This window comes from Psychrobacter sp. PP-21, from assembly GCF_033790785.1.
Lineage (GTDB): Bacteria > Pseudomonadota > Gammaproteobacteria > Pseudomonadales > Moraxellaceae > Psychrobacter.
The window spans coordinates 140,374-159,514 of sequence record NZ_JAMYEB010000001.1 but is presented as its reverse complement, the minus strand read 5'-3'; the positions used below and the strand labels follow the sequence as shown (position 1 = coordinate 159,514).

Genomic DNA, 19,141 nt, shown 5'->3' with positions numbered 1-19,141 from the left:
CGAATGCGGACATATATTCGTCACTCAGCAAGAGTACGTACGCTCGATAGTCAAGCCAGACGTGCAGAGAGACAAACCAATCAGCGCAAATGCCTAACCAAACTACCAAACCAGACGAGCAATATTATGCAAACCATGCAAGATGATACCCGTAGCGAGCTAATCACTCGCCTCGTACAAGATTATGGTCTCAAATTCTCCAGCGACCGTCAGTTTTTGCGTTATGGCCGCTGCCCATCATGTAATAAAAAAGAATTATTCACTGGTGCAGATGCACCGTGGACGATCCAGTGTGGTCGCGCTAATAAGTGCAATTATCAAGCATCTACTCGTGATATCTATCCTGATATATTCGCCAATTGGACGAAGAAAAACCCACCAACACCCAGCAACCCAAATGCCACGGCTGACGCTTATCTTCAGTCGGGACGTGGCTTTGATATTGTCAAATGGCAAGGCAGCTATACCCAAGAAGTATTCAAAGACTTCTATTCTGATTTTACTTGTCCTAGTGTCCGTTTCAACATCACAAGCGAAGGGCAAACTCTAGGGTATTGGGAACGGCTGATAGAACCCGCCGCAAATATAAAAAAGGCCCGTGTACAAACAGGCTTTAAATTTAAAGGTCATGCTTGGTTACCGCCAAAGCTGCACCTACAGCATGGTGTCTGGTCATATGTAAAAGAGCTATGGATTACTGAAGGCATCTTTGACGCCATGGCACTGACTGAGAATGGTCTACATGCTATCAGCAATATCACCGCTGGTAACTTCCCAGCGCATACATTAGCGCAGATCAAAGCGCGAATGATTGAGCTTGGCAAGCCCCTACCCAGGCTAGTGATCGCCTTAGACAGCGACCATGCCGGACGCAAAGCCACTGACAAACTGGTAGCCACTGCACGTCAAAACGGTTGGGAAGTCACTGCGGCTCAGTCGAGCGAATACAGTAACGGTGATGATTGGAACGACCTACACAAAGCGGAAAAACTCACTAAGTCAGACCTTGAACGCTACCGCTTTTATGGGGAGCTGCTTATTGCTGAGACAGCAAAGGACAAGGCGCTACTGACGTACAACCAATATGGTACCACTAGCTTTTATATGTTTTTCAACAGTTGCACCTACTGGGTAAAAGTAGACAGCGAAAGCTTTGATAAAGCCAAGCAAATGGACGCGGACAGCGAACCGACAGAGGATCTATTCAATACTGAAGAAGAATTAAAAGAAGCCGTACAGCTATGGCATGACGACCTAATGCAGTCTTGCATGACCGTCACTCAGATCATGAACTGTCAACCGCAAGCACTCTACTATCAGCAAAACCTGGTCACCGATGAGTCATGGTACTTTTTTCGTATTCGCACACCACAAGCGGACACCAAAAATACCTTTACCGGTAGCCAACTCTCTGCAGCGGGTGAATTTAAAAAGCGCCTATTATCAGTCGCGCCTGGCGTCATTTATCAAGGCAATTCAAAGCAGCTAGATGTCATGCTAGGACGCATGATTAATGGCATCAAGACAGTAGAGACCATCGATTTTATTGGTTATAGCAAAGACCATCAGACTTACATTTTTAACGATGTAGCCATCCGTCATGGTCAGAGCTACCCGCTCAATGCTGATGATTATTTTGACCTGCCAAATAATAAAAGCCTAAAGACACTCGCTGCCAGTCCAAATATCAGAATCGGTGACCGCCCCAAAGATCCAGCCAACTGGTTAGCAGACATCATATCTGGCTGGGGTGTGCAAGGCGTCATTAGTCTGGTCGGCTTCATGGGCAGCCTATTTGCCCAGCAAGTACGCGACCGTCAAAAATCATTCCCTTTTCTAGAAATCGTTGGTGAGCCTGGTACTGGTAAATCAACCCTACTTAGCTTTTTTTGGCGCTTGATAGGTCGTGATGGCTACGAGGGTATCGATCCCAACAAAACCACCAAAGCCGGTCGTCTGCGCTCATTATCACAAACCTCAAATATGCCTAGCGTCTTTATTGAGTCTGACCGTGATGGTGCCGGCACTGGTCGCAATAGTCAGTTCAATTGGGACGAACTAAAAAACCTATATGACGGCGGCACGATTGGTACACGCGGCGTCAAATCAGCCGGCAACGAAGTCTACGAGCCACCGTTTCGCGGCACTATCGTCATCAGTCAGAATTTGCCCGTGGTGGCGTCCAAAGCAGTACTAAGCCGTATCTGCCACCTATTCTTTGCATTGGACAACCAGACCCGAGATTCTGAAGCAGCTGCCAGACGTATTGAGGCACTACAGACCGAAGATGTCAGTCATTTCTTAGTCGATATCCTCAAGATGGAAGACAAGATACTGCAGGTATTTTTTGATACCAAAATAGCGCATGAGAATTGGTTAAAAGACAGCGGTGTCAAAGCTTTCCGTGTTGCTCATTGCCACGCGCAGATACTCGCCATGTTTGATGCGATGAAACTGGTATTGCCAGATTTGCAACGCTTGGACGGTGCGGTAAAGCAGGAAGTATTTAACATGGCAACCGAGCGCGATCAGACGCTCGATACCGAGCATCCGCTCAATATCCAGTTTTTTGATGTGCTCGAACGATTGAATGCAGCGCCCAACGCAATCGAAGGTGCTGGTCATCATATTCGCCGCTTGCATATCAACCACAGCAAGAACCCAGAACTATTGGCGATCAGTATGCCAGAGATCTATCAGCTTGCGAATGAGTACCGCTATGACCTACCACCACAATCCGATATGCATCACGCGCTACGCCAGTCTAGGCAGTTCAAGTTTGTGGCAGCAAACAAGACCGTAGCGTCTCAAATCACAGGCCGTAGCATTCGTTGCTGGGTGTTTGAAATGCCTAAAAATCTAAGCATCACTTAAAAGGAAATCAAATAATGGACTTAAACAAATTAATGCAAATGGCCATAGAACATCAGCAGCAGCAAGAAGCATCGAAGATCCAACACAACGCAACTTTTGAACTATTGGCTTTGACCTTTATCCGAACCATTCCACCAGTCCAACGTGAGCACGAATTATCTCTGTCCATGAAAGAAGTCATCGACAACGTCGGTTATCTTGATGACGAACAAGAAGAGGTACTCCTTGAGCTGATGGGTAATGCAAAAAATATAGTTATTGATATGGCACTTAAAACGGAGGCAGGTCGATGAACCTAGTCCGCGCCTTATTCCCTTACAACCGTGAAAGCCCACTGCATTGGCTGACTTTCGACACCGTGAGCGGTCAGATGATTGACTGCTCGATGCACCCAACGCACAAGCAGCGAGACCTCTATCAAGGCAAGCATTACAGCATCAATAAAGACAAGATTGAAATGCGCTGCAAGGTCGAAGTCTACCAAGAACGTAAATACGAAAAATTAACTGAAATCAAAATAGGAAAAAACTAAATGAGCGACATTATTGACCGCGCCAACGACCAAGCGCAAGAAGAGTTAGAACGTAACCTAGCCAAGGCTGCACGTTTTGATCAGCCATCACTGGCAGAGTGTATCGATTGTGGCGAAGATATTCCTGAGCGCCGGCAGCGCTTAGGCGGTGTAACCCGATGTATCGATTGCCAAAACAATATAGAGGGAAGGAGGTAGCCATGCCATTACCATTAAGTTTATATCGTTGTCGTGACAGCGTTTGCATAGCAACTGATGAAAATATGGTCAATGAGCATCTGAACCGTGATCGTATGGGGAGAAAATCCCCAGTAAATAAAATGCCAGAAGGTAGCGTTATCTTACATAATAACAAGCCCTACGGTATAGACGAACTGACCAGATTGGCGCATAAGAAGGCAAAAACAATGAAACTGGATCTAGACAACCCGTTCTCAATCATCATTGATGACAGGTTTATCAAATGACTATACTATGGACAAAAAAACAGCCCTCACAATTGTGAGGGCTGTTTCGTCAAATCATTTGAGCCAAAAGCCCCAAACCAAGAACTTTTAAGTGGCTCAATAGTTACCAAACCAGACCTTTATTATAGCGTCAAATCCGTGTAAAAGCTAGTTATATCAGCATTTTAAGACCTATCTACACACGTTTTTACGCATAGGAGCATCCAAAGTGGCCAGTATTGAACCACTCAAAACCAGTATTCGCATTATTTGGTACATAAACGGTGAAAAAGACAGCGAAACTTTGCTAAACACACCACCAACCGCAGCAAACAAGGCTAACGCGCAGAAAATAGCGGATATGGTTGAGCAACAGATACAAATGGGCATATTCAACCGTGATGCCGTATTCCCATCATCACCAAAGCGACAAGCATCATATTTTGGCTATTACATTCCCGTTTGGAAGAATGCCGAGCAAAGTACAGTCTCTCCAACGACTTGGACGACCTACACCAGCAAAGTGGCCAACCACATAACGCCATACTGGCAAGACAAACAAATCAGCAAAATCAGTGCTGAAGATGTCGAATATTGGGTATACAAAGTGCTTAGAGTCAATCTATCACCGAAAACGATTGTCGATATACTAGGTTTATGGCGATCAATATGGAGTTACTGGGCACGTCATCAAAAGAACCCTAACGACCCAAGCCAGTACATCAAGCTTAACGCAAAAGACCCAAAAGACATCGAGCCATTCACTCGTGAAGAGATAACATCAATCATCAATACCGAAACGGACACGACCTTTCGGAACTTATGGACGGTCATGTTATGGTCAGGTCTATCCAGTCATGAGCTCATGCCACTGGCCATAGAAGATATTGATTTTGATCAGGCAACAGCGTATATCAGACGTGGCTTTGTGAAGGGCATTCATAAGGCGACTAAAAACCGACGACGCAAACGGCAAATCGAACTACTACCGATCGTAGCGAATGCCTTGGTCAATCAACGCGAATTGCTAACTGATCAAAACCCTCAATCAGTCAAAGTACTTGAGCGAGATAATCACACCTATGAAAAACAGCATCTAACGTGGCTTTGGTACAACCCGCGCACCGGCAGCCATTACACATACCCACAGCTGGAAAAACGCTGGAAACTCCACCTTGATAGATGCGACATACCATATCGCGCTTTAAACAATGGTCGTCATACTTATGCAAGCCAAGTATTATCAACAGGCATTATTAGCGCCGAATGGTTGGCCAACCAACTGGGCCACGTAAATACAGACATGATCCACAAACACTATGCAAAGTTCATTCCCAGTGACACGCGCCATATCATCCGCAACTTAGCCAATGCACTAGACAATAGCCAATAATGCAATCAGCAAAAAGCCCTAAATATAGGGCTTTTTTTATACCTCATTTATAGGTTTAAGTAATAAAATACCACAGGGGTAGCAATATGAGGTAATCATAGTAATAGCTTAATAAATCAGATATAAGTATTTGATATTATTATCATTTATAAATACCTTAATATAGTAATCAAAAGTAATTATTATTACATCTATAGTATAAGTATATGATTTATATACATATTATAGTTTCTTGATTAATACCTTTTAGCTGTGTATTGGATTACTTAATAATTACCTCTAAATTACATAAAAAACCCAATAAAATCAATATGATTACCTATATTACCTAGTTTGCACACCACCCCCAAAAATTTAAAAACACCAAAATAAGATGGTGCGCTGGACACGCTCACGATCTGCTTATATCTTACGTGGGATTACTATGGGATATCCCTACCTGCTTAATTCGACACTACATTCTAACAATATCATGTACTTAGCATCCCAAAAATCCTAAAATTAATAATCATAGAGGTTTCGAGTCTCTCCAGCCCCACCATTTTCGGATAGTACATCTTAGACCAAATATCAAAACCTGCTTTTTAGCAGGTTTTTTTGTGTCTGTAATTTACTACTCACCATTACAATCTTTTCAAAGCCTCCAATACAACCTCCATGCTCTGATATCGTTTCTCTACTCGCTTCGCCAGCATCTTATCGACAATGCCTTGATAGTGAATGTACGCTATTGGCAGCCTGATAATAGGTTGTTGGCAGTGCTGCATGGCCCAATCTGTCATTTTTTGCTGACTTTTAGAATTTATACTAAATGGTCGCGCGCCCGTCAACATCTCAACCATCATGATACCAAACGCGTAAATATCACTTTGTATGGTTGCCTTTTGCCCCTGCCAACGCTCAGGCGCTAAGTATGCTGGTGTGCCGCTAGCAGAATTTATTGCGTTTGGTTGATCGCTTCTTTGGGCTAATGCAAAATCCGTCAGTAGTAAGTCGGATGCTTTGTGGTCGCTACCAGCATTATCCTTCGGGTTGTTGCTAATATTGCTAAGCAAAAAATTACTGGGTTTAATATCATTATGCAACCAACCAGCTGTGTGTAGACTGACGATGAGCTGAGCGGACTGTACAAGCAAATGATGCTTTTGCTCGTTAGTTAGAAATGAGTGGCGCTGATGATTGAGCAGCTTGGCTAGGCTAGCATTTTCATAATACGGCATAACCAACACCGTTAATCGCTGAGGCTGCTCCAACGCTTGGATATCTATATCGTAATTGTCAAATACAGATGGTGTGATAGTAGTAAGTTGAATCTTCTGCGAAACACTTAGCGATTGTAATACGCTTATTTCATGAGTTAGATCTGAGATATTTTGTGGCACATTTGAAGTACTGGATATTTCCCATTTGATCATCACACTACCATACTGTAAATGTTGGGCGCGCGTTAGACCTTGATAGCAGTTTTGCTGCCTGCTCTGCGTGATATGTTGCGTGTCGCTCTCTTGAGTCTGCTCTGTGCTTCCCTCTCTGTATTGTTGACTAATACGCTGATGCACTATTTTACTATATGCTCGCTCTGTCAGTGCTTGGGTGATGACTGGCAATAGTTGCCCAGACTTCGCTTGCAAGGCTTGTTTAATAGGCGAATTACTGGCACTATTTTGCACAGTGTTGTTATCTATCATATTGCACCGCCCCAATCACGCCACCATCTTATTACCCAACCGCCACTTTACCACTAGAGTTATTATGTCACAGTCTACCCAATATGCCCTACCTGCTCCCTTGTTAGAGTTGCTCGGTCAGTATTTACAAGAGCACGTCACACCCACCATTGAGATTGACCCTGATCAACTGGCGTATCGCTGGGTTGGTGGACGTACTGGTCACCTGCAGCCTTTATCAGTCAATCTGTTTTTGAGTTTAGATGACTTGCAAGGTATCGATACGCAAAAATCAAAACTGGTACAGAACACGCGTCAATTTTTAAGAGATTACCCTGCCAATCACGTTTTGATGACAGGCACACGCGGTGCCGGTAAATCTTCACTGATTCGTGCCTTGCTACAAGCGTATCATAGCGAAGGGTTGCGTATTATTGAGATTGCGCGTGACGATCTACAAGTACTGGATAAGATTCGCACTGCTATTAATGAGCTGCCAGCAGACTCGAACTGTCGTTACATCGTCTACTGTGATGACTTGGCGTTCAATGGTCAAGATGAAAGTTACCGCGCGCTAAAAAGTGTGCTTGATGGCGCGCTAGACTCTGAGCAAGACAAGCTACTGGTCTATGCCACCAGTAATCGCCGTCGTCTGCTTCCTCAAATGATGAAAGACAATCTTGATATTTATAATGGTCAGACCGACGAGGTCAACCCCTATGAGACTATTGATGAGACTGTGTCGTTGTCAGATCGGTTTGGCTTATCATTGACCTTTCATCCTATGGATCAACAGACTTATTTACAGATTGTTCAGCATTACCTGAATTTAGAACAACGGAAAATCTCGGCACATACTGATCATGATGTGGAGGTGACTACAGATGATGGCAGCTTGGCCAACAAGATAAGAATGGATGCTTTGCGCTGGGCTTCTGAACGTGGTGGGCGCTCAGGACGAGTGGCTTATCAATTTAGCCGTTACTGGAGCGGTAAAATACAATTGGCGCTTGAGGACCACAAATAAACAATAGCTGCTAATCCATACCTGTAACACCTTACCTATAAAGTCATGCCTATAAAGTTATGTCTATAAAGTCATGACTGATTGCTGCGTGCAGAACCCACATACTGTACGCGGTTATCTTGTTGGTCGTCTGCCAAAATGGCAGCACCATCTACCGTATACTGTGCAAAATCTGCCGCCAGCCATAGATTACCTTTATAGACACTTTGCGCATCTAAGCGGATATAGGCCATATTTGGCGTTTCGCTCTCTGGATTATCAAAGCTCTGATAACGAGCACTAAAATGGGTCAAAATTAGATTCTGCACGCCTATCTTTTGCGCGAATGTACCCACTACATGAGCGCTGCTATGCATGGGATCAAACTCTGGGTTTCTGGCCTGAATAGCCATCAAGACCTCATGCGTATAAGTGGCTTCATGTACCAACAAATCTGCATCAGCAACAGCATCGCTCAAGCATTCTGGCGTATCGTTATCACCCGCTATCACTACTTTTGTACGCTGCATATCATTATGGACATAGTCTGCTGAACGCAATTGCTGACCATCCTCAGTGATAACATCTTCGCCTTGTTGTAATTTGCCCCATAGTGCACTTGCTGGGATACTACTCTCTTTGAGTTTATCGGTATTTAATAGTCGGCGGCTGATGGTCTGAGTGATACCAAACCCATGGGACGGCACGCGATGCGATAGCGGGTAGACCTCTATCATAATCTGCTGCTGTCCATCTAACTCTAGCGTCACTTTACCTTTGTCATCCTCTTGCGAAAATAAGTCTTCTATCGACACAAAATCAAGCGTAAAGGGTAGGTATAGCTCAGTCGTTGAGACAATTGCCTCAAGTAAGCTAGCAATCGCATTGGGCGCAATGAGCGTTAGCGGATCACGGCGTCCTGACATCGCAGCACTCGCCAGCAATCCAGGTAGACCATAGCAGTGATCACCATGTACATGAGTGATACAGATAGCAGTCAGTTGCCGTAAAGACAGCTTGGTATGTAGCAGTTGCTGCTGTGTACCTTCACCGCAATCAATGAGTAGCCAAGGACGTGATTTCTTATTTTGATTGCTACTGTGCTTCGGCTTGCCTTGCTGCTGCGAACCAGAATTATGAATACTCAAGCACTCAACTGCCAACGCAGTTACGTTACGCTGTTTGGTTGGTGCACCGGCAGAGGTTCCCAAAAAGGTTAGCTTTAGCATAGGTGATACCTTTTATTTGTCAGAGGTATTTATTATGACCGCTGACATATCATGGTTCGTTGAGCCTCAATCATTTGCCCACCATTTGCGGTACACTCATTGACCATGTTGGACTCATAAGACTTCCAACCACCATAGAAACTGGCGGCACATAGAATAACAACCAGTAGCTTTTGTGACCATGCCTTGATAGATACCTGTTGGCTGTCGATAGCTTGTCTATCTTGCATATTCTGTCCTGATGGCTGATTGGAGTTGATGTTTTTGCTTAGATCTGTATGATTCGGTCTATTGGAATCTGTCATTATTTTATCCTAAAAAAGGCTTTGCTTAAAAATAAACAAAACCTTTTATCTAGTATTCACTTCAGTACTGAGCAGTGCTTATTGATGATACCAATTTGATAATACCAGCATCATCTAAAAATTAAGACGACCGCCTTTTTCTTCGGCGCGCTTAAAGGCATCTCGTTCTTCACAGCGTTGTAGCCACGTTAAGATATTGGCATATTTACTCTTATTGAGACCTGCGCCCGCATTTGCACCTACGACAGCAAGGTGCATCTGAATATCAGCAGCACTAAATTCACTACCTGCGAACCAATGGTTTTTGCTCAAGTGTTGTTCCATCATGGTCAGCATTTTGTCCAAACCATTTCCGATCATGTTCTTTTCGACCTGACCTTGGATTTTTTTGCTAATCGGTTTGATCAGCATAGGCGACTGACTCACAACCTTTGTAAACACTAGACGCATAACCAACAACGGCATCAGCGAGGCTTCTGCAAAATGTAGCCAAAACGTATAGGCTTCCCACGCCGCTTCGTCACTATCGTCAGGCTTGAACTGTTTTTCTTTGTCATAGTGCTTAATCAAATACTCAATAATGAATCCCGATTCAAGCAATATGCGATCGTCTACTTCTAGCATTGGCGCACTACCGATTGGGTGCACTTTTTTTAGACTATCAGGGGCGCGGTATGCTTTATTGCGCTCATAGCAAGTCAATTGATAATCGGCGTTTAGCTCTTCTAGTAGCCAAATGATACGAAACGAGCGTGAGTTTGCTAAATGATGAAGATGTAACATAAACCGTCCTAGTCATATATTGTTTTGGGTCAGCCCTGAGGTTTAGGAGATACGTTCTTAGAGACAGCCTTTTAGATCCCGTCACTTAGAGACAGTTTCTCAAACATAATCTCTTAAACATAATCTCTTAAACATAATCTCTTAAACATAATTTCTTAAACATAATTTCTTAAACATAGTGCAGCGCCCTTAATTAAGCGCAGCAGCATCTTCCTCGATAATAGCGTAATTTAGTGCCCTTTGACACAGCAAGTTTGTAGAGTAATAGCAAAAAATCTTACCTACCAAGTCAGTTCTATTGACTGCGATAGTGCTATATTCATTAGCATTACGATAGATTTAGCGCTTCAATCTTGCGCGTCATCTTATCTATCTTTTGCTGATACTTCTTAATTTGACGGAATCGATGCGCAATCAGTACGCCCTTGATACGGCGGTTTTTAAGACGACGACGCGGCGGAAAACTACCCACTTGTGGCTCATTGTAGCCATGTAAGCGATTGTCACGTTTGCGCGCCAGATAGCCAAGGGTACTATCCGCAATCATAATCAGCAATGCGATAAAAATCATGCTATACATTAGGATGGAGCCGCCCTCATGTAAATTACGGTCTAAAATTGCAATCGAGAATATAAATAGAAATACTGGCTCAAGGTAGCATAAAGTTCCAAACAGTGAGACCGGTAGTTTTTGACTCGCGACCATCGTCAATGACATCGCCGCCGTGCTAATGATGCCGAGCAAAGGCAACAGGTACCAAAGCTTATGGTTGGTGATTGCCACCTCAAAACCACCATTCATATACAGCGCGACCAATACCACTGGCAATAACAATACAAGATCAGATATCAGGCCAGTAATAGGTGGTACTGCCAACTTGCGACGTAGCAGATAGTATGGTGGATAACCCAAACACACAAACAACGTTGCCCAAGAGATCGCACCATATGCAAAGATATCGTAAGCGATACCGAGACCTGCACACACAATGGCAGCCCACTGTAGCAGACTCATGTCTTCGTTGTAAAAGAACTTGCCGACAACAATCATAATCATAGGATATAGGAAGTAACCCAACGTGACCTCAAGTCCCAACCCATTGACTGGCGCCCACATAAATATCCAGATCTGCGCACCCAAAATCGGTGTGGGTAATATAAACAACAGCCACTCTTTTGCGTTCTTTAAAGTTTTTAGATAATCAAAAATGTGCTGCCATTGCTTTAGTACGCTGACCAGCAGCACCAGACTAAAAAACATCGTAAGCACACGCCACGAAGCGACTTGCGTACCTGATAAGGGTTGCAGCAGCAAACCAAATAAGAACAGCAAAGAGTATAAAAAGTTTGCAGCCACCGCAGTGATCGTACCCTGCGAGGTTTGGTTAGTAGTCAGCATTACAACAGCCTTTAGAGATTGGGGCACATCCTTGGCAATTTTTAAAAAAAACAAAAGCCTCAGACGAGAACGTCTGAGGCTTTTGCATATAAGGTCGTCGCGCAATCTAAGTTGAACGCTTTTGATGTGTTAGGCTTACATCATGGGGCGCATTATGTCAAAGTCAGAATAGATAAGCAATGCCAGTATGCATCTAGTAGATTAACTTCTACATTGAGTAAATTTAATGCAGATAAATGATTATTTTGCATCAAGTTTTTCGATTTTTTGCTGTATCTTACTCATCTTCTTTTGGTAGTGACGAATCTTGCGAAAACGATGGGCTTTTAGTACGCCATCGATACGCTGATTGATAAAATGACGACGTGGCGGGAAGCCTCCTACCTGCGGCTCTCTATATCCATGAAGATGATCATCTCGGCGACGAGCCAGATACCCTGCCACACTATCAGCCATCATAACCACTAGTGCAAGCGTAATCATGCCGTACATAAAGAGCGAACCACCTTCTTCAAGGCTTTGGCTCAGAACCGTAATGGACAACACAAACAATAGCATCGGCTCTATATAGCTCAGTGCACCAAATAGTGACACTGGCAACTTGCTACTCGCGACCATCGTCAGTGACATCGCCATCGCACTAAAAGCACCCAGCAGCGGCAGTAGATACCAAAATTTTATGTTCTGTGCTGCCACACTAAAACCACCGGTCATGTAGAGTACGATGAGCACCACGGGTGTCAATAATGCCAAATCAAACAGTAAGCCCGTGATGGGTGGTACAGAGAGGGTACGCCGAAGTAGATAATACGGCGGATAACCCAAACACACAAACAGCGTCACCCAAGACACCGAACCATATTGAAACACATCATAGCCAATACCTAGTGCTGCAAATATCGCCGCCACACACTGCAAAGTACTCATGTGCTCATGGTAAAAAAACCGACCAAGCACGATCATCATCAATGGTAATAAAAAATAGCCTAGTGTCACATCCAAGCCAAAGCCATTAACTGGCGCCCACATAAACAGCCATATCTGGCCGCCTAGGATTGGTGCAGGCAATGTAAATATGAGCCACTCTTTGGGTGTCTTTAGTGTTTTTATATACTCAAAGACATGCTGCCACTGCTTGGTTAGACTGAGCAATATCACCAAGCTTAGTAGCATCATGAGCACCCGCCATGACGCCACCTGTGTCCCTGACAACGGCAACATGAATAGCCCAAACAAAAACATCATCGAGAACAAAAAGCTTGATGATACGGATGCAATCGTTCCCTGAAAAGTTTGATTGGTCGTGAGCATAACAACAGCCTTAAAAATAGAACCCTGTGTAAATTGTTGAGAAAAATAAATCAAAAAAACAAAAGCCTCCGACGAGAACGTCAGAGGCTTTTTTCTAGAATAATGATGAAAAACTAGACTGAAAAGCTAACTACTATAAGTATTATTGATCATCATTTGGCGTATGGTCATTTGCAATGTCGATAGCATCATGGGCATCGGTCATTGCGGTATTGTCAGTGGCGGTGTTGATGTCGATTTGCTCCTGACCTTCTACCTCAAATGTACCGTCTTCTCTCATGGCGTCGACTAACTCATCGTCGCTCTCTTCGTGCTCAACACGTGCCATAGCGACCAGCTTCTCATCTTTTGATAAACGGATAAGCGTGACCCCCTGTGTATTACGACCAGAGCTGGCGACATGCTCAACTGGGGTACGTACGAGCGTTCCTTTATCAGAGATCAAAATAATATCATCGGTAGAGTCAACCTTGGTCGCTCGTACTAGTGCGCCATTACGCTCGCTGGTCTTGATTGCAATCACACCGCCGCCACCACGGTTTTGTGTGTTGAACTCTTCGACAAAGGTACGTTTGCCAAAGCCATTTTCACAAGCAATCAGGATTTCACGTACGTCATCTTCGATAACGACCAGTGACTTGATAAATTCTTCAGCAGACAGACGCATACCGCGAACGCCTTTTGCTGTACGGCCCATTGCACGTGCATCATTTTCATCGAAACGAATCGCCTTGCCACTTGACGCAAATAACATCACTTCTTGGCTACCATTAGTAATACGCGCGCTAACCAATTTATCACCGTCTTCTAACCCGACTGCGATTAAACCATTCGAGCGAATATTAGCAAATTGCTTGAGCTCTACCCGCTTGACGGTACCATTAGCCGTTGCAAAGAAAACAAATGGCGCTTCTGCTTCGTTACTGTCTTCTGACAACTCATTATCTGTTGATGAAGCGTCATCTTTTACTGGTGACTCTTCTACTATTTTTGGAATCGGTAGTATGGTCGTTACGGTCTCATCACTATTTAGACCAATTAAATTGACCAATGGACGACCACGAGCGCCGCGACTGGCGATCGGTACCTCAAAGCCTCGTAGACTAAAGACACGGCCACTATCAGTGAAACACAATACTGTCGAATGCGTTGATGTCACGACTAAATGGTCAATCACATCATCTTCTTTCATGGCGGTTGCAGACTTGCCTTTACCGCCGCGTTTTTGTGCAACATAGTCATCGATTGGCTGAGTTTTGGCATAACCAGTACGCGATACCGTCATAACGACAGTCTGCTCAGGGATAAGGTCTTCGCGACTAAAGTCCATACGCGAATCGATGATATCGGTACGGCGCTCATCACCGAAGTTATCACGAATCTCAATCATCTCATTAGAGATAATAGTCATTAGCTTATCAAAATCACCTAAAATAGACTCTAGATGAGCAATCTCACGTAGCAAGTCTTGGTATTCTTCAGTCAATTTATCTTGCTCAAGCCCAGTCAAGCGATGCAATTGCATATCTAAAATCGCATTGACCTGCTCAAGTGACAAGCGATAACGCTCCTCGCCTTCAATTAAGCCAAACGGCGCTTTTGGATCTTCGCCTTCGATGAACTCAGGACGTACTGACTGGCTACCCGCAGCGGTAAGCATCGCAACGACGCTACCTGAACCCCACGTGTTATTTAATAAGCTTTCACGTGCAAGGCCACGGTTTGCCGACGCTTTAATCGTTGCAATAATCTCATCAATATTGGCTAGAGCAACGGTCAGACCTTCGAGCAAATGACCACGAACGCGGGCTTTATTCAATTCATAAATCGTACGACGTGTCACCACTTCTTGACGATGGCGGACAAACGCAGCGATAAGCTGACGCAGAGTCAATAGCTTTGGCTGACCATTATCGAGCGCCACCATATTGATACTAAAGCTAGACTCTAGCGGCGTCTGTAAGAACAAGTTATTAACGATAACTTCAGCGGTTTCGCCGCGGCGCAAGTCAATAGCGATACGCATACCGTCTTTGTCAGACTCATCACGAATCTCGCTAATGCCTTCGATTTTCTTATCACGGACCAGCTCTGCGATACGCTCAATCAGCTTTGCTTTGTTTGCTTGATAAGGAACTTCGGTGAATACAATACGCTCGCGATCACGGTTGACCCCAGAGTTGCTCATTGGCTCGATATGATAGCGACCACGGATATGCAGGCGACCTTTACCCGTACGATAAGCGTCTAAAATACCCGCACGACCATAAATAATACCGCCCGTTGGGAAATCAGGGCCTGAGATATGTGACATCAGCTCTTCGGCAGAGACTTGAGGGTTTTCAGCATACGCTAGACAAGCATTAATCACTTCGGTCAGGTTATGCGGTGCCATGTTGGTTGCCATACCTACCGCGATACCCGTCGCACCATTGACCAATAGGTTAGGAATACGCGCTGGCATTACACTTGGCATGCGCTCAGAGCCGTCGTAGTTGTCTTCCCAATCGACGGTGTCTTTGTCCAAATCCGCTAGCATCTGATGGGTCAGCTTGGTCATACGTACTTCGGTATAACGCATAGCAGCCGGAGGATCATCATCGATCGAGCCAAAGTTACCTTGACCATCAACCATTGGATAGCGCAAGCTAAAGTCCTGCGCCATACGTACGATGGCATCATATACCGCGCTATCACCATGCGGATGATATTTACCGATGACATCACCCACCACACGTGCGGACTTCTTGTACGGTTTATTGTAGTCGTTAGATAGCACATGCATAGCATACATCACGCGGCGATGGACAGGTTTGAACCCGTCACGCACATCAGGTAGCGCACGCGAGACAATCACGCTCATTGCATAATCCAGATAGGACTGCTTCAGTTCATCTACGATGCCAATAGGACTGACCGACTCGCTCATATACACTCCTTCACTCATATCCACGCTATTAATTTTGCAGGCTTTGTAGATAGCGTATTTGCCTCATTAAATACTGATAAAAACCAATAAATATAACAAGCAAAGCAACACTATAAAGCGTGAAAAATATTGGGAAAATGATGATATTTTTGATAATAAATAAAAGAAGCTATTTTAGCACAAATTTGCTGATTTAGGGGTTCTGAGCGTCATTAAAATCAAGCAAAACAGCCTATTAACCCCAATATTTCAAGTAATTAATATCCTCTAAAAATATATTACTAACAGGGACGTTTTGATTGGCTAATTTTGCTGTTTTTAGCTCATTTAATCTGTTTGAATGGTTGTCGAGTAAATCGAAAACACGCTCTAGACAAAAAAATTTTAAACGCTACACTAACTCATCTTCTACAGTAAGGCATGTTGAACACGTCCTACTTAAATAACGACCTAACAGGCTACTTATATTATGGATATCATTCTTGCGATTATTTGGATTTTAGCAATGGTGCTATATAGCTTTTCGAGTGATTATGTTGCTAGCTTTCCCAATCATAACAATCGTGCCGTACCTTATGTCCGCTGGGGAGCGCTTTTGGTTGCTATGGCGTTATCTGCGTACTTGGCACAAGCCTACCAAGAAAACCTACAAGGTAGTGGTATGTGGGTGTTTGTTATCGTCGTATTTATCATCATTGTTTTATCGAAATTCGTTTTCAAATGGGTTATTAATAGACGTTTGAAACGCTAGTTCATATTGAATATTTTTCTTATAGTCAAAGAAATCTAAAATAGCTACAAGGCAGCCGACCGCAGATTGTACACATAGTACCTCTAGGGAGGGTAACATCGTAGCGGTTTAGTAGTTCGCTGATTATCCTCCAAACCTCTTAATTATTGATCTAAATACCTTATGCCAATTAAACATCAAGACAGCCACCCTGACCCAACCCACGCTACAGCATCAGAGAGCGAGCGAGCAGATCGTAGCTTCGATACTATTGCTGATCATTTTGAAAAAAAGGTCTATGGTGGGCTAAAAGGTGAGATTCGACTGGCGGTACTGCGCCGTGATATTTTTGAATATAGCGCGCAAGTTAGTGAGGCGCTTGGGCGACCTCTACGTATCTTAGATGTGGGTGCAGGGCTTGCACAGGTTGCGATAGAGCTCGCCACCCAAGGTCATAGCGTAGTCATTAATGACATATCAGCGAATATGCTCGAAAAAGCAAAAGCGAGTGCAGATCAGATTGAGCAAAAATTAGACATCACTTGGTATGTCTGTCCCTATCAAGCGCTTGAGGAAAAGCTGGCCCACATAGAAACAGAAAAGTTTGATTTGATCATGTGTCATGCGCTACTGGAGTGGCTCGCAGAGCCAGCAGCGGTCATGAACTTTTTTGATCAGTATTTGACCGATAATGGCGCGTTATCTTTGTGCTTTTATAACCCAGCCAGCTTTGATTATCGCAACCTGATTATGGGGAATTTTAATTTACTTGATAATAATGACTATAAGGCAGACAACAAGAAAAGCCTGACACCCAACCATCCGGTTGCCAAAGAAGAGGTTGAGCAGTGGTTAGAGGCGCATGAGTACAAAACCGTGCGCAGCAGTGGTCTGCGAGTATTTCATGATTATGCCCCGCTCAAACGCGGTGGGCATAACGACCCAGATGCAGTGATACGAATGGAGTTACGTTACTCACAGCTAGAGCCGTACAAGTGGCTTGGACGATATTTACATATTTTGGCAACGAAGTACGCTTAATTAGTGTCTGGTGATATCAATGACAAAAGCCATTATTTCTTATAAATAATAGCTTTTATATTTGCTAGAGACTTTCATCGACTCTTGATGACCTATCATATTCTGACCACGTGGTCGCATTGATGTCTTTTTCATCAAATACGACCACATGCTCTAACAACGGCAAAATTCCAATATGTGAGCCAATCGCATGATTGTGGTGGCTGGCAACCAACGACAGGACAGTCTGCCCATCATCTAGTTGCAATCGGTACAAATAATTAGCACCGCGAAAGACGCGTCCCACCACCAAGGCTGTCTGCGTACTGTCATCATCATGAATAATGTCATCAGGACGTACCAGCACTTTGATCGGCGTGCCGTTTGGATAGTCATACTCACAGTACTGTGGTTGGCCCGAGTCATCATAGACTTCCATACGGCGATAAATATTGCCCAGTGCTGTTTTTACATGCCCTTCTTTGATGATACCGTCTATCATCGCACCTTCACCAACGAACTCCGCGACAAAAGGACTAACAGGCTCATGATACAACTCGCTTGGAGTCGCCCACTGTACCAGTCTACCCTTATCCATGACCCCGACTTTGTCTGCTAAGGCAAATGCTTCGTTCTGATCATGAGTGACCAATATCGCTGTGGTATTGGTGCTTTTGAGAATATCGCGGACATTCATTGCCAGCGATTCACGTAATACCACATCTAGGTTAGAGAACGGCTCATCGAGTAGCAGTAATTTAGGTTTTGGTGCGAGCGCCCTTGCAAGAGCCACACGCTGCTGCTGCCCACCAGACAGCTCATTTGGACGTTTGTCCGCATGTTCAGTCAATTCAACTAAGCTCAGCATTTCTGCCACTCGAGCTTTTTTATCAGCAGCTGACCATTTATTGAGACCAAAGGCGATGTTTTTGGCCACGCTTAGATGACCGAAAAGCGCGTAATCCTGAAACACCATCCCCATGCCACGTTTGGCTGGTGCTACGGCAAATGAGTGACGAGTGGTTTTTTCGGTCAAGCGCTGGTTGTTTAAGTGAATGGTACCGCCGCGGCTTTGCTCTAGTCCTGCAATCGCTCGTAATGCTGTCGTCTTTCCGCAACCACTATAACCTAAAAAGCAGCCAATCTCTCCTTGCTCGAGCATCAACGACATGCCATTGACGACAATAGTATCATCGTAGCCGACGATTAGGTTTTGCACACTAAAATAAGGGTTGCCAGCGAGAGTTCTCTCATTGTCTTGGCGTACGCTATTGGTTTTTTCTAAAGGCTCGCTGGGCTGCCTCGGCAATATCCGAGCTTGGGTGAGTGGTGATTTTTTGGCAGGGATGATATCTGCCCCAGCCTTGACTGACTTAGGATCTGATGAGTCGTTGATTGAGTCAGTATACATAGACAATCCCAGTTCGCTATTGGTAAGTACAGTTTTAGGTAAACAGTAAAATAATAATATCAGTTACGCTAAGCGCTATCGAATATAGCAGTTTTTTAAGCAGCAG

17 protein-coding genes are annotated in these 19,141 nt (G+C 44.2%); 9 read left to right on the top strand and 8 right to left on the bottom strand.

Going from position 1 to position 19,141, the window contains the following annotated elements; translation table 11 throughout:
• The first annotated feature begins 3 nt into the window (after window positions 1-3).
• From NJD71_RS00695 to NJD71_RS00670, 6 genes are all read left to right on the top strand, one after another.
• Window positions 4-2,874 (top strand): toprim domain-containing protein, encoded by a 2,871-nt coding sequence (locus tag NJD71_RS00695; RefSeq protein WP_319050011.1) that lies wholly within the window; start codon window positions 4-6, stop codon window positions 2,872-2,874.
• Between the two features lie 14 nt (window positions 2,875-2,888).
• The gene (locus tag NJD71_RS00690) at window positions 2,889-3,167 is read left to right on the top strand and encodes a hypothetical protein (RefSeq protein WP_319050010.1); all 279 of its coding nucleotides are present in this window, start codon (window positions 2,889-2,891) and stop codon (window positions 3,165-3,167) included.
• Window positions 3,164-3,406 carry a hypothetical protein gene (locus tag NJD71_RS00685; RefSeq protein WP_286797791.1) on the top strand — a complete coding sequence of 81 codons (243 nt, stop codon included), beginning with the start codon at window positions 3,164-3,166 and terminating at the stop codon, window positions 3,404-3,406. The genes NJD71_RS00690 and NJD71_RS00685 overlap by 4 nt, the downstream gene beginning before the upstream one ends.
• Window positions 3,407-3,604, top strand: a complete 198-nt coding sequence (locus NJD71_RS00680; protein ID WP_160021621.1) for a TraR/DksA C4-type zinc finger protein — start codon at window positions 3,407-3,409, stop codon at window positions 3,602-3,604.
• 2 nt (window positions 3,605-3,606) lie between these two features.
• Complete coding sequence (locus tag NJD71_RS00675) at window positions 3,607-3,873, top strand: hypothetical protein (RefSeq protein ID WP_075106291.1); 267 nt, start codon at window positions 3,607-3,609, stop codon at window positions 3,871-3,873.
• 208 nt (window positions 3,874-4,081) lie between these two features.
• Window positions 4,082-5,245 (top strand): Arm DNA-binding domain-containing protein, encoded by a 1,164-nt coding sequence (locus NJD71_RS00670; RefSeq protein ID WP_319050009.1) that lies wholly within the window; start codon window positions 4,082-4,084, stop codon window positions 5,243-5,245.
• A gap of 623 nt (window positions 5,246-5,868) precedes the next feature.
• On the opposite strand, the gene NJD71_RS00665 is transcribed toward NJD71_RS00670, so the two are convergent.
• On the bottom strand, window positions 5,869-6,933 hold the full coding sequence (locus tag NJD71_RS00665) for a serine/threonine-protein kinase (RefSeq protein ID WP_319050008.1): 1,065 nt from the start codon (window positions 6,931-6,933) through the stop codon (window positions 5,869-5,871).
• Between the two features lie 64 nt (window positions 6,934-6,997).
• Here NJD71_RS00665 and NJD71_RS00660 point away from each other — a divergent pair, with 64 nt between their 5' ends.
• Entirely contained in the window at window positions 6,998-7,939 is a 942-nt protein-coding gene (locus tag NJD71_RS00660) for an ATP-binding protein (protein WP_319050007.1), read from the top strand.
• 71 nt (window positions 7,940-8,010) lie between these two features.
• Here the strand turns inward: NJD71_RS00660 and NJD71_RS00655 are convergent, their stop codons facing one another.
• The 6 genes from NJD71_RS00655 to gyrA form a co-directional block, all read right to left on the bottom strand.
• The gene (locus tag NJD71_RS00655) at window positions 8,011-9,147 is read right to left on the bottom strand and encodes a ribonuclease Z (protein WP_319050006.1); all 1,137 of its coding nucleotides are present in this window, start codon (window positions 9,145-9,147) and stop codon (window positions 8,011-8,013) included.
• Between the two features lie 32 nt (window positions 9,148-9,179).
• A complete protein-coding gene (locus NJD71_RS00650) occupies window positions 9,180-9,452 on the bottom strand; it encodes a hypothetical protein (RefSeq protein ID WP_319050005.1) in 273 nt (90 codons plus the stop codon).
• A 114-nt stretch (window positions 9,453-9,566) separates the two neighbouring features.
• A complete protein-coding gene (locus NJD71_RS00645) occupies window positions 9,567-10,235 on the bottom strand; it encodes a glutathione S-transferase (RefSeq protein ID WP_319050004.1) in 669 nt (222 codons plus the stop codon).
• A gap of 328 nt (window positions 10,236-10,563) precedes the next feature.
• Entirely contained in the window at window positions 10,564-11,634 is a 1,071-nt protein-coding gene (rarD, locus tag NJD71_RS00640; protein WP_319050003.1) for an EamA family transporter RarD, read from the bottom strand.
• Window positions 11,635-11,874: 240 nt separating this feature from the next.
• Window positions 11,875-12,945 carry an EamA family transporter RarD gene (rarD, locus tag NJD71_RS00635; protein WP_319050002.1) on the bottom strand — a complete coding sequence of 357 codons (1,071 nt, stop codon included), beginning with the start codon at window positions 12,943-12,945 and terminating at the stop codon, window positions 11,875-11,877.
• A gap of 142 nt (window positions 12,946-13,087) precedes the next feature.
• Window positions 13,088-15,874, bottom strand: a complete 2,787-nt coding sequence (gene gyrA / locus NJD71_RS00630; protein ID WP_319050001.1) for a DNA gyrase subunit A — start codon at window positions 15,872-15,874, stop codon at window positions 13,088-13,090.
• A gap of 469 nt (window positions 15,875-16,343) precedes the next feature.
• Between gyrA and NJD71_RS00625 the strand changes: the two genes are divergently transcribed.
• Both NJD71_RS00625 and NJD71_RS00620 read left to right on the top strand, forming a co-directional pair.
• Entirely contained in the window at window positions 16,344-16,625 is a 282-nt protein-coding gene (locus tag NJD71_RS00625) for a hypothetical protein (RefSeq protein WP_319050000.1), read from the top strand.
• A 162-nt stretch (window positions 16,626-16,787) separates the two neighbouring features.
• The gene (locus tag NJD71_RS00620; protein ID WP_319049999.1) at window positions 16,788-17,645 is read left to right on the top strand and encodes a methyltransferase domain-containing protein; all 858 of its coding nucleotides are present in this window, start codon (window positions 16,788-16,790) and stop codon (window positions 17,643-17,645) included.
• A gap of 64 nt (window positions 17,646-17,709) precedes the next feature.
• Here NJD71_RS00620 and NJD71_RS00615 read toward each other — a convergent pair whose 3' ends face one another.
• Window positions 17,710-19,035: an ABC transporter ATP-binding protein gene (locus tag NJD71_RS00615; protein WP_319049998.1), complete on the bottom strand. Its 1,326-nt coding sequence runs from the start codon at window positions 19,033-19,035 to the stop codon at window positions 17,710-17,712.
• Between the last annotated feature and the right edge of the window lie 106 nt (window positions 19,036-19,141).

What these genes read in the sequence shown, in the direction of transcription:
- NJD71_RS00695 (WP_319050011.1), top strand. Translation starts at nt 4, where the DNA reads ATGCGGACATATATTCGTCACTCAGCAAGAGTACGTACGCTCGATAGT.
- NJD71_RS00690 (WP_319050010.1), top strand. Translation starts at nt 2,889, where the DNA reads ATGGACTTAAACAAATTAATGCAAATGGCCATAGAACATCAGCAGCAG.
- NJD71_RS00685 (WP_286797791.1), top strand. Translation starts at nt 3,164, where the DNA reads ATGAACCTAGTCCGCGCCTTATTCCCTTACAACCGTGAAAGCCCACTG.
- NJD71_RS00680 (WP_160021621.1), top strand. Translation starts at nt 3,407, where the DNA reads ATGAGCGACATTATTGACCGCGCCAACGACCAAGCGCAAGAAGAGTTA.
- NJD71_RS00675 (WP_075106291.1), top strand. Translation starts at nt 3,607, where the DNA reads ATGCCATTACCATTAAGTTTATATCGTTGTCGTGACAGCGTTTGCATA.
- NJD71_RS00665 (WP_319050008.1), bottom strand. Translation starts at nt 6,933, where the DNA reads ATGATAGATAACAACACTGTGCAAAATAGTGCCAGTAATTCGCCTATT.
- NJD71_RS00660 (WP_319050007.1), top strand. Translation starts at nt 6,998, where the DNA reads ATGTCACAGTCTACCCAATATGCCCTACCTGCTCCCTTGTTAGAGTTG.
- NJD71_RS00655 (WP_319050006.1), bottom strand. Translation starts at nt 9,147, where the DNA reads ATGCTAAAGCTAACCTTTTTGGGAACCTCTGCCGGTGCACCAACCAAA.
- NJD71_RS00650 (WP_319050005.1), bottom strand. Translation starts at nt 9,452, where the DNA reads ATGACAGATTCCAATAGACCGAATCATACAGATCTAAGCAAAAACATC.
- NJD71_RS00645 (WP_319050004.1), bottom strand. Translation starts at nt 10,235, where the DNA reads ATGTTACATCTTCATCATTTAGCAAACTCACGCTCGTTTCGTATCATT.
- rarD (WP_319050003.1), bottom strand. Translation starts at nt 11,634, where the DNA reads ATGCTGACTACTAACCAAACCTCGCAGGGTACGATCACTGCGGTGGCT.
- rarD (WP_319050002.1), bottom strand. Translation starts at nt 12,945, where the DNA reads ATGCTCACGACCAATCAAACTTTTCAGGGAACGATTGCATCCGTATCA.
- gyrA (WP_319050001.1), bottom strand. Translation starts at nt 15,874, where the DNA reads ATGAGCGAGTCGGTCAGTCCTATTGGCATCGTAGATGAACTGAAGCAG.
- NJD71_RS00625 (WP_319050000.1), top strand. Translation starts at nt 16,344, where the DNA reads ATGGATATCATTCTTGCGATTATTTGGATTTTAGCAATGGTGCTATAT.
- NJD71_RS00620 (WP_319049999.1), top strand. Translation starts at nt 16,788, where the DNA reads ATGCCAATTAAACATCAAGACAGCCACCCTGACCCAACCCACGCTACA.
- NJD71_RS00615 (WP_319049998.1), bottom strand. Translation starts at nt 19,035, where the DNA reads ATGTATACTGACTCAATCAACGACTCATCAGATCCTAAGTCAGTCAAG.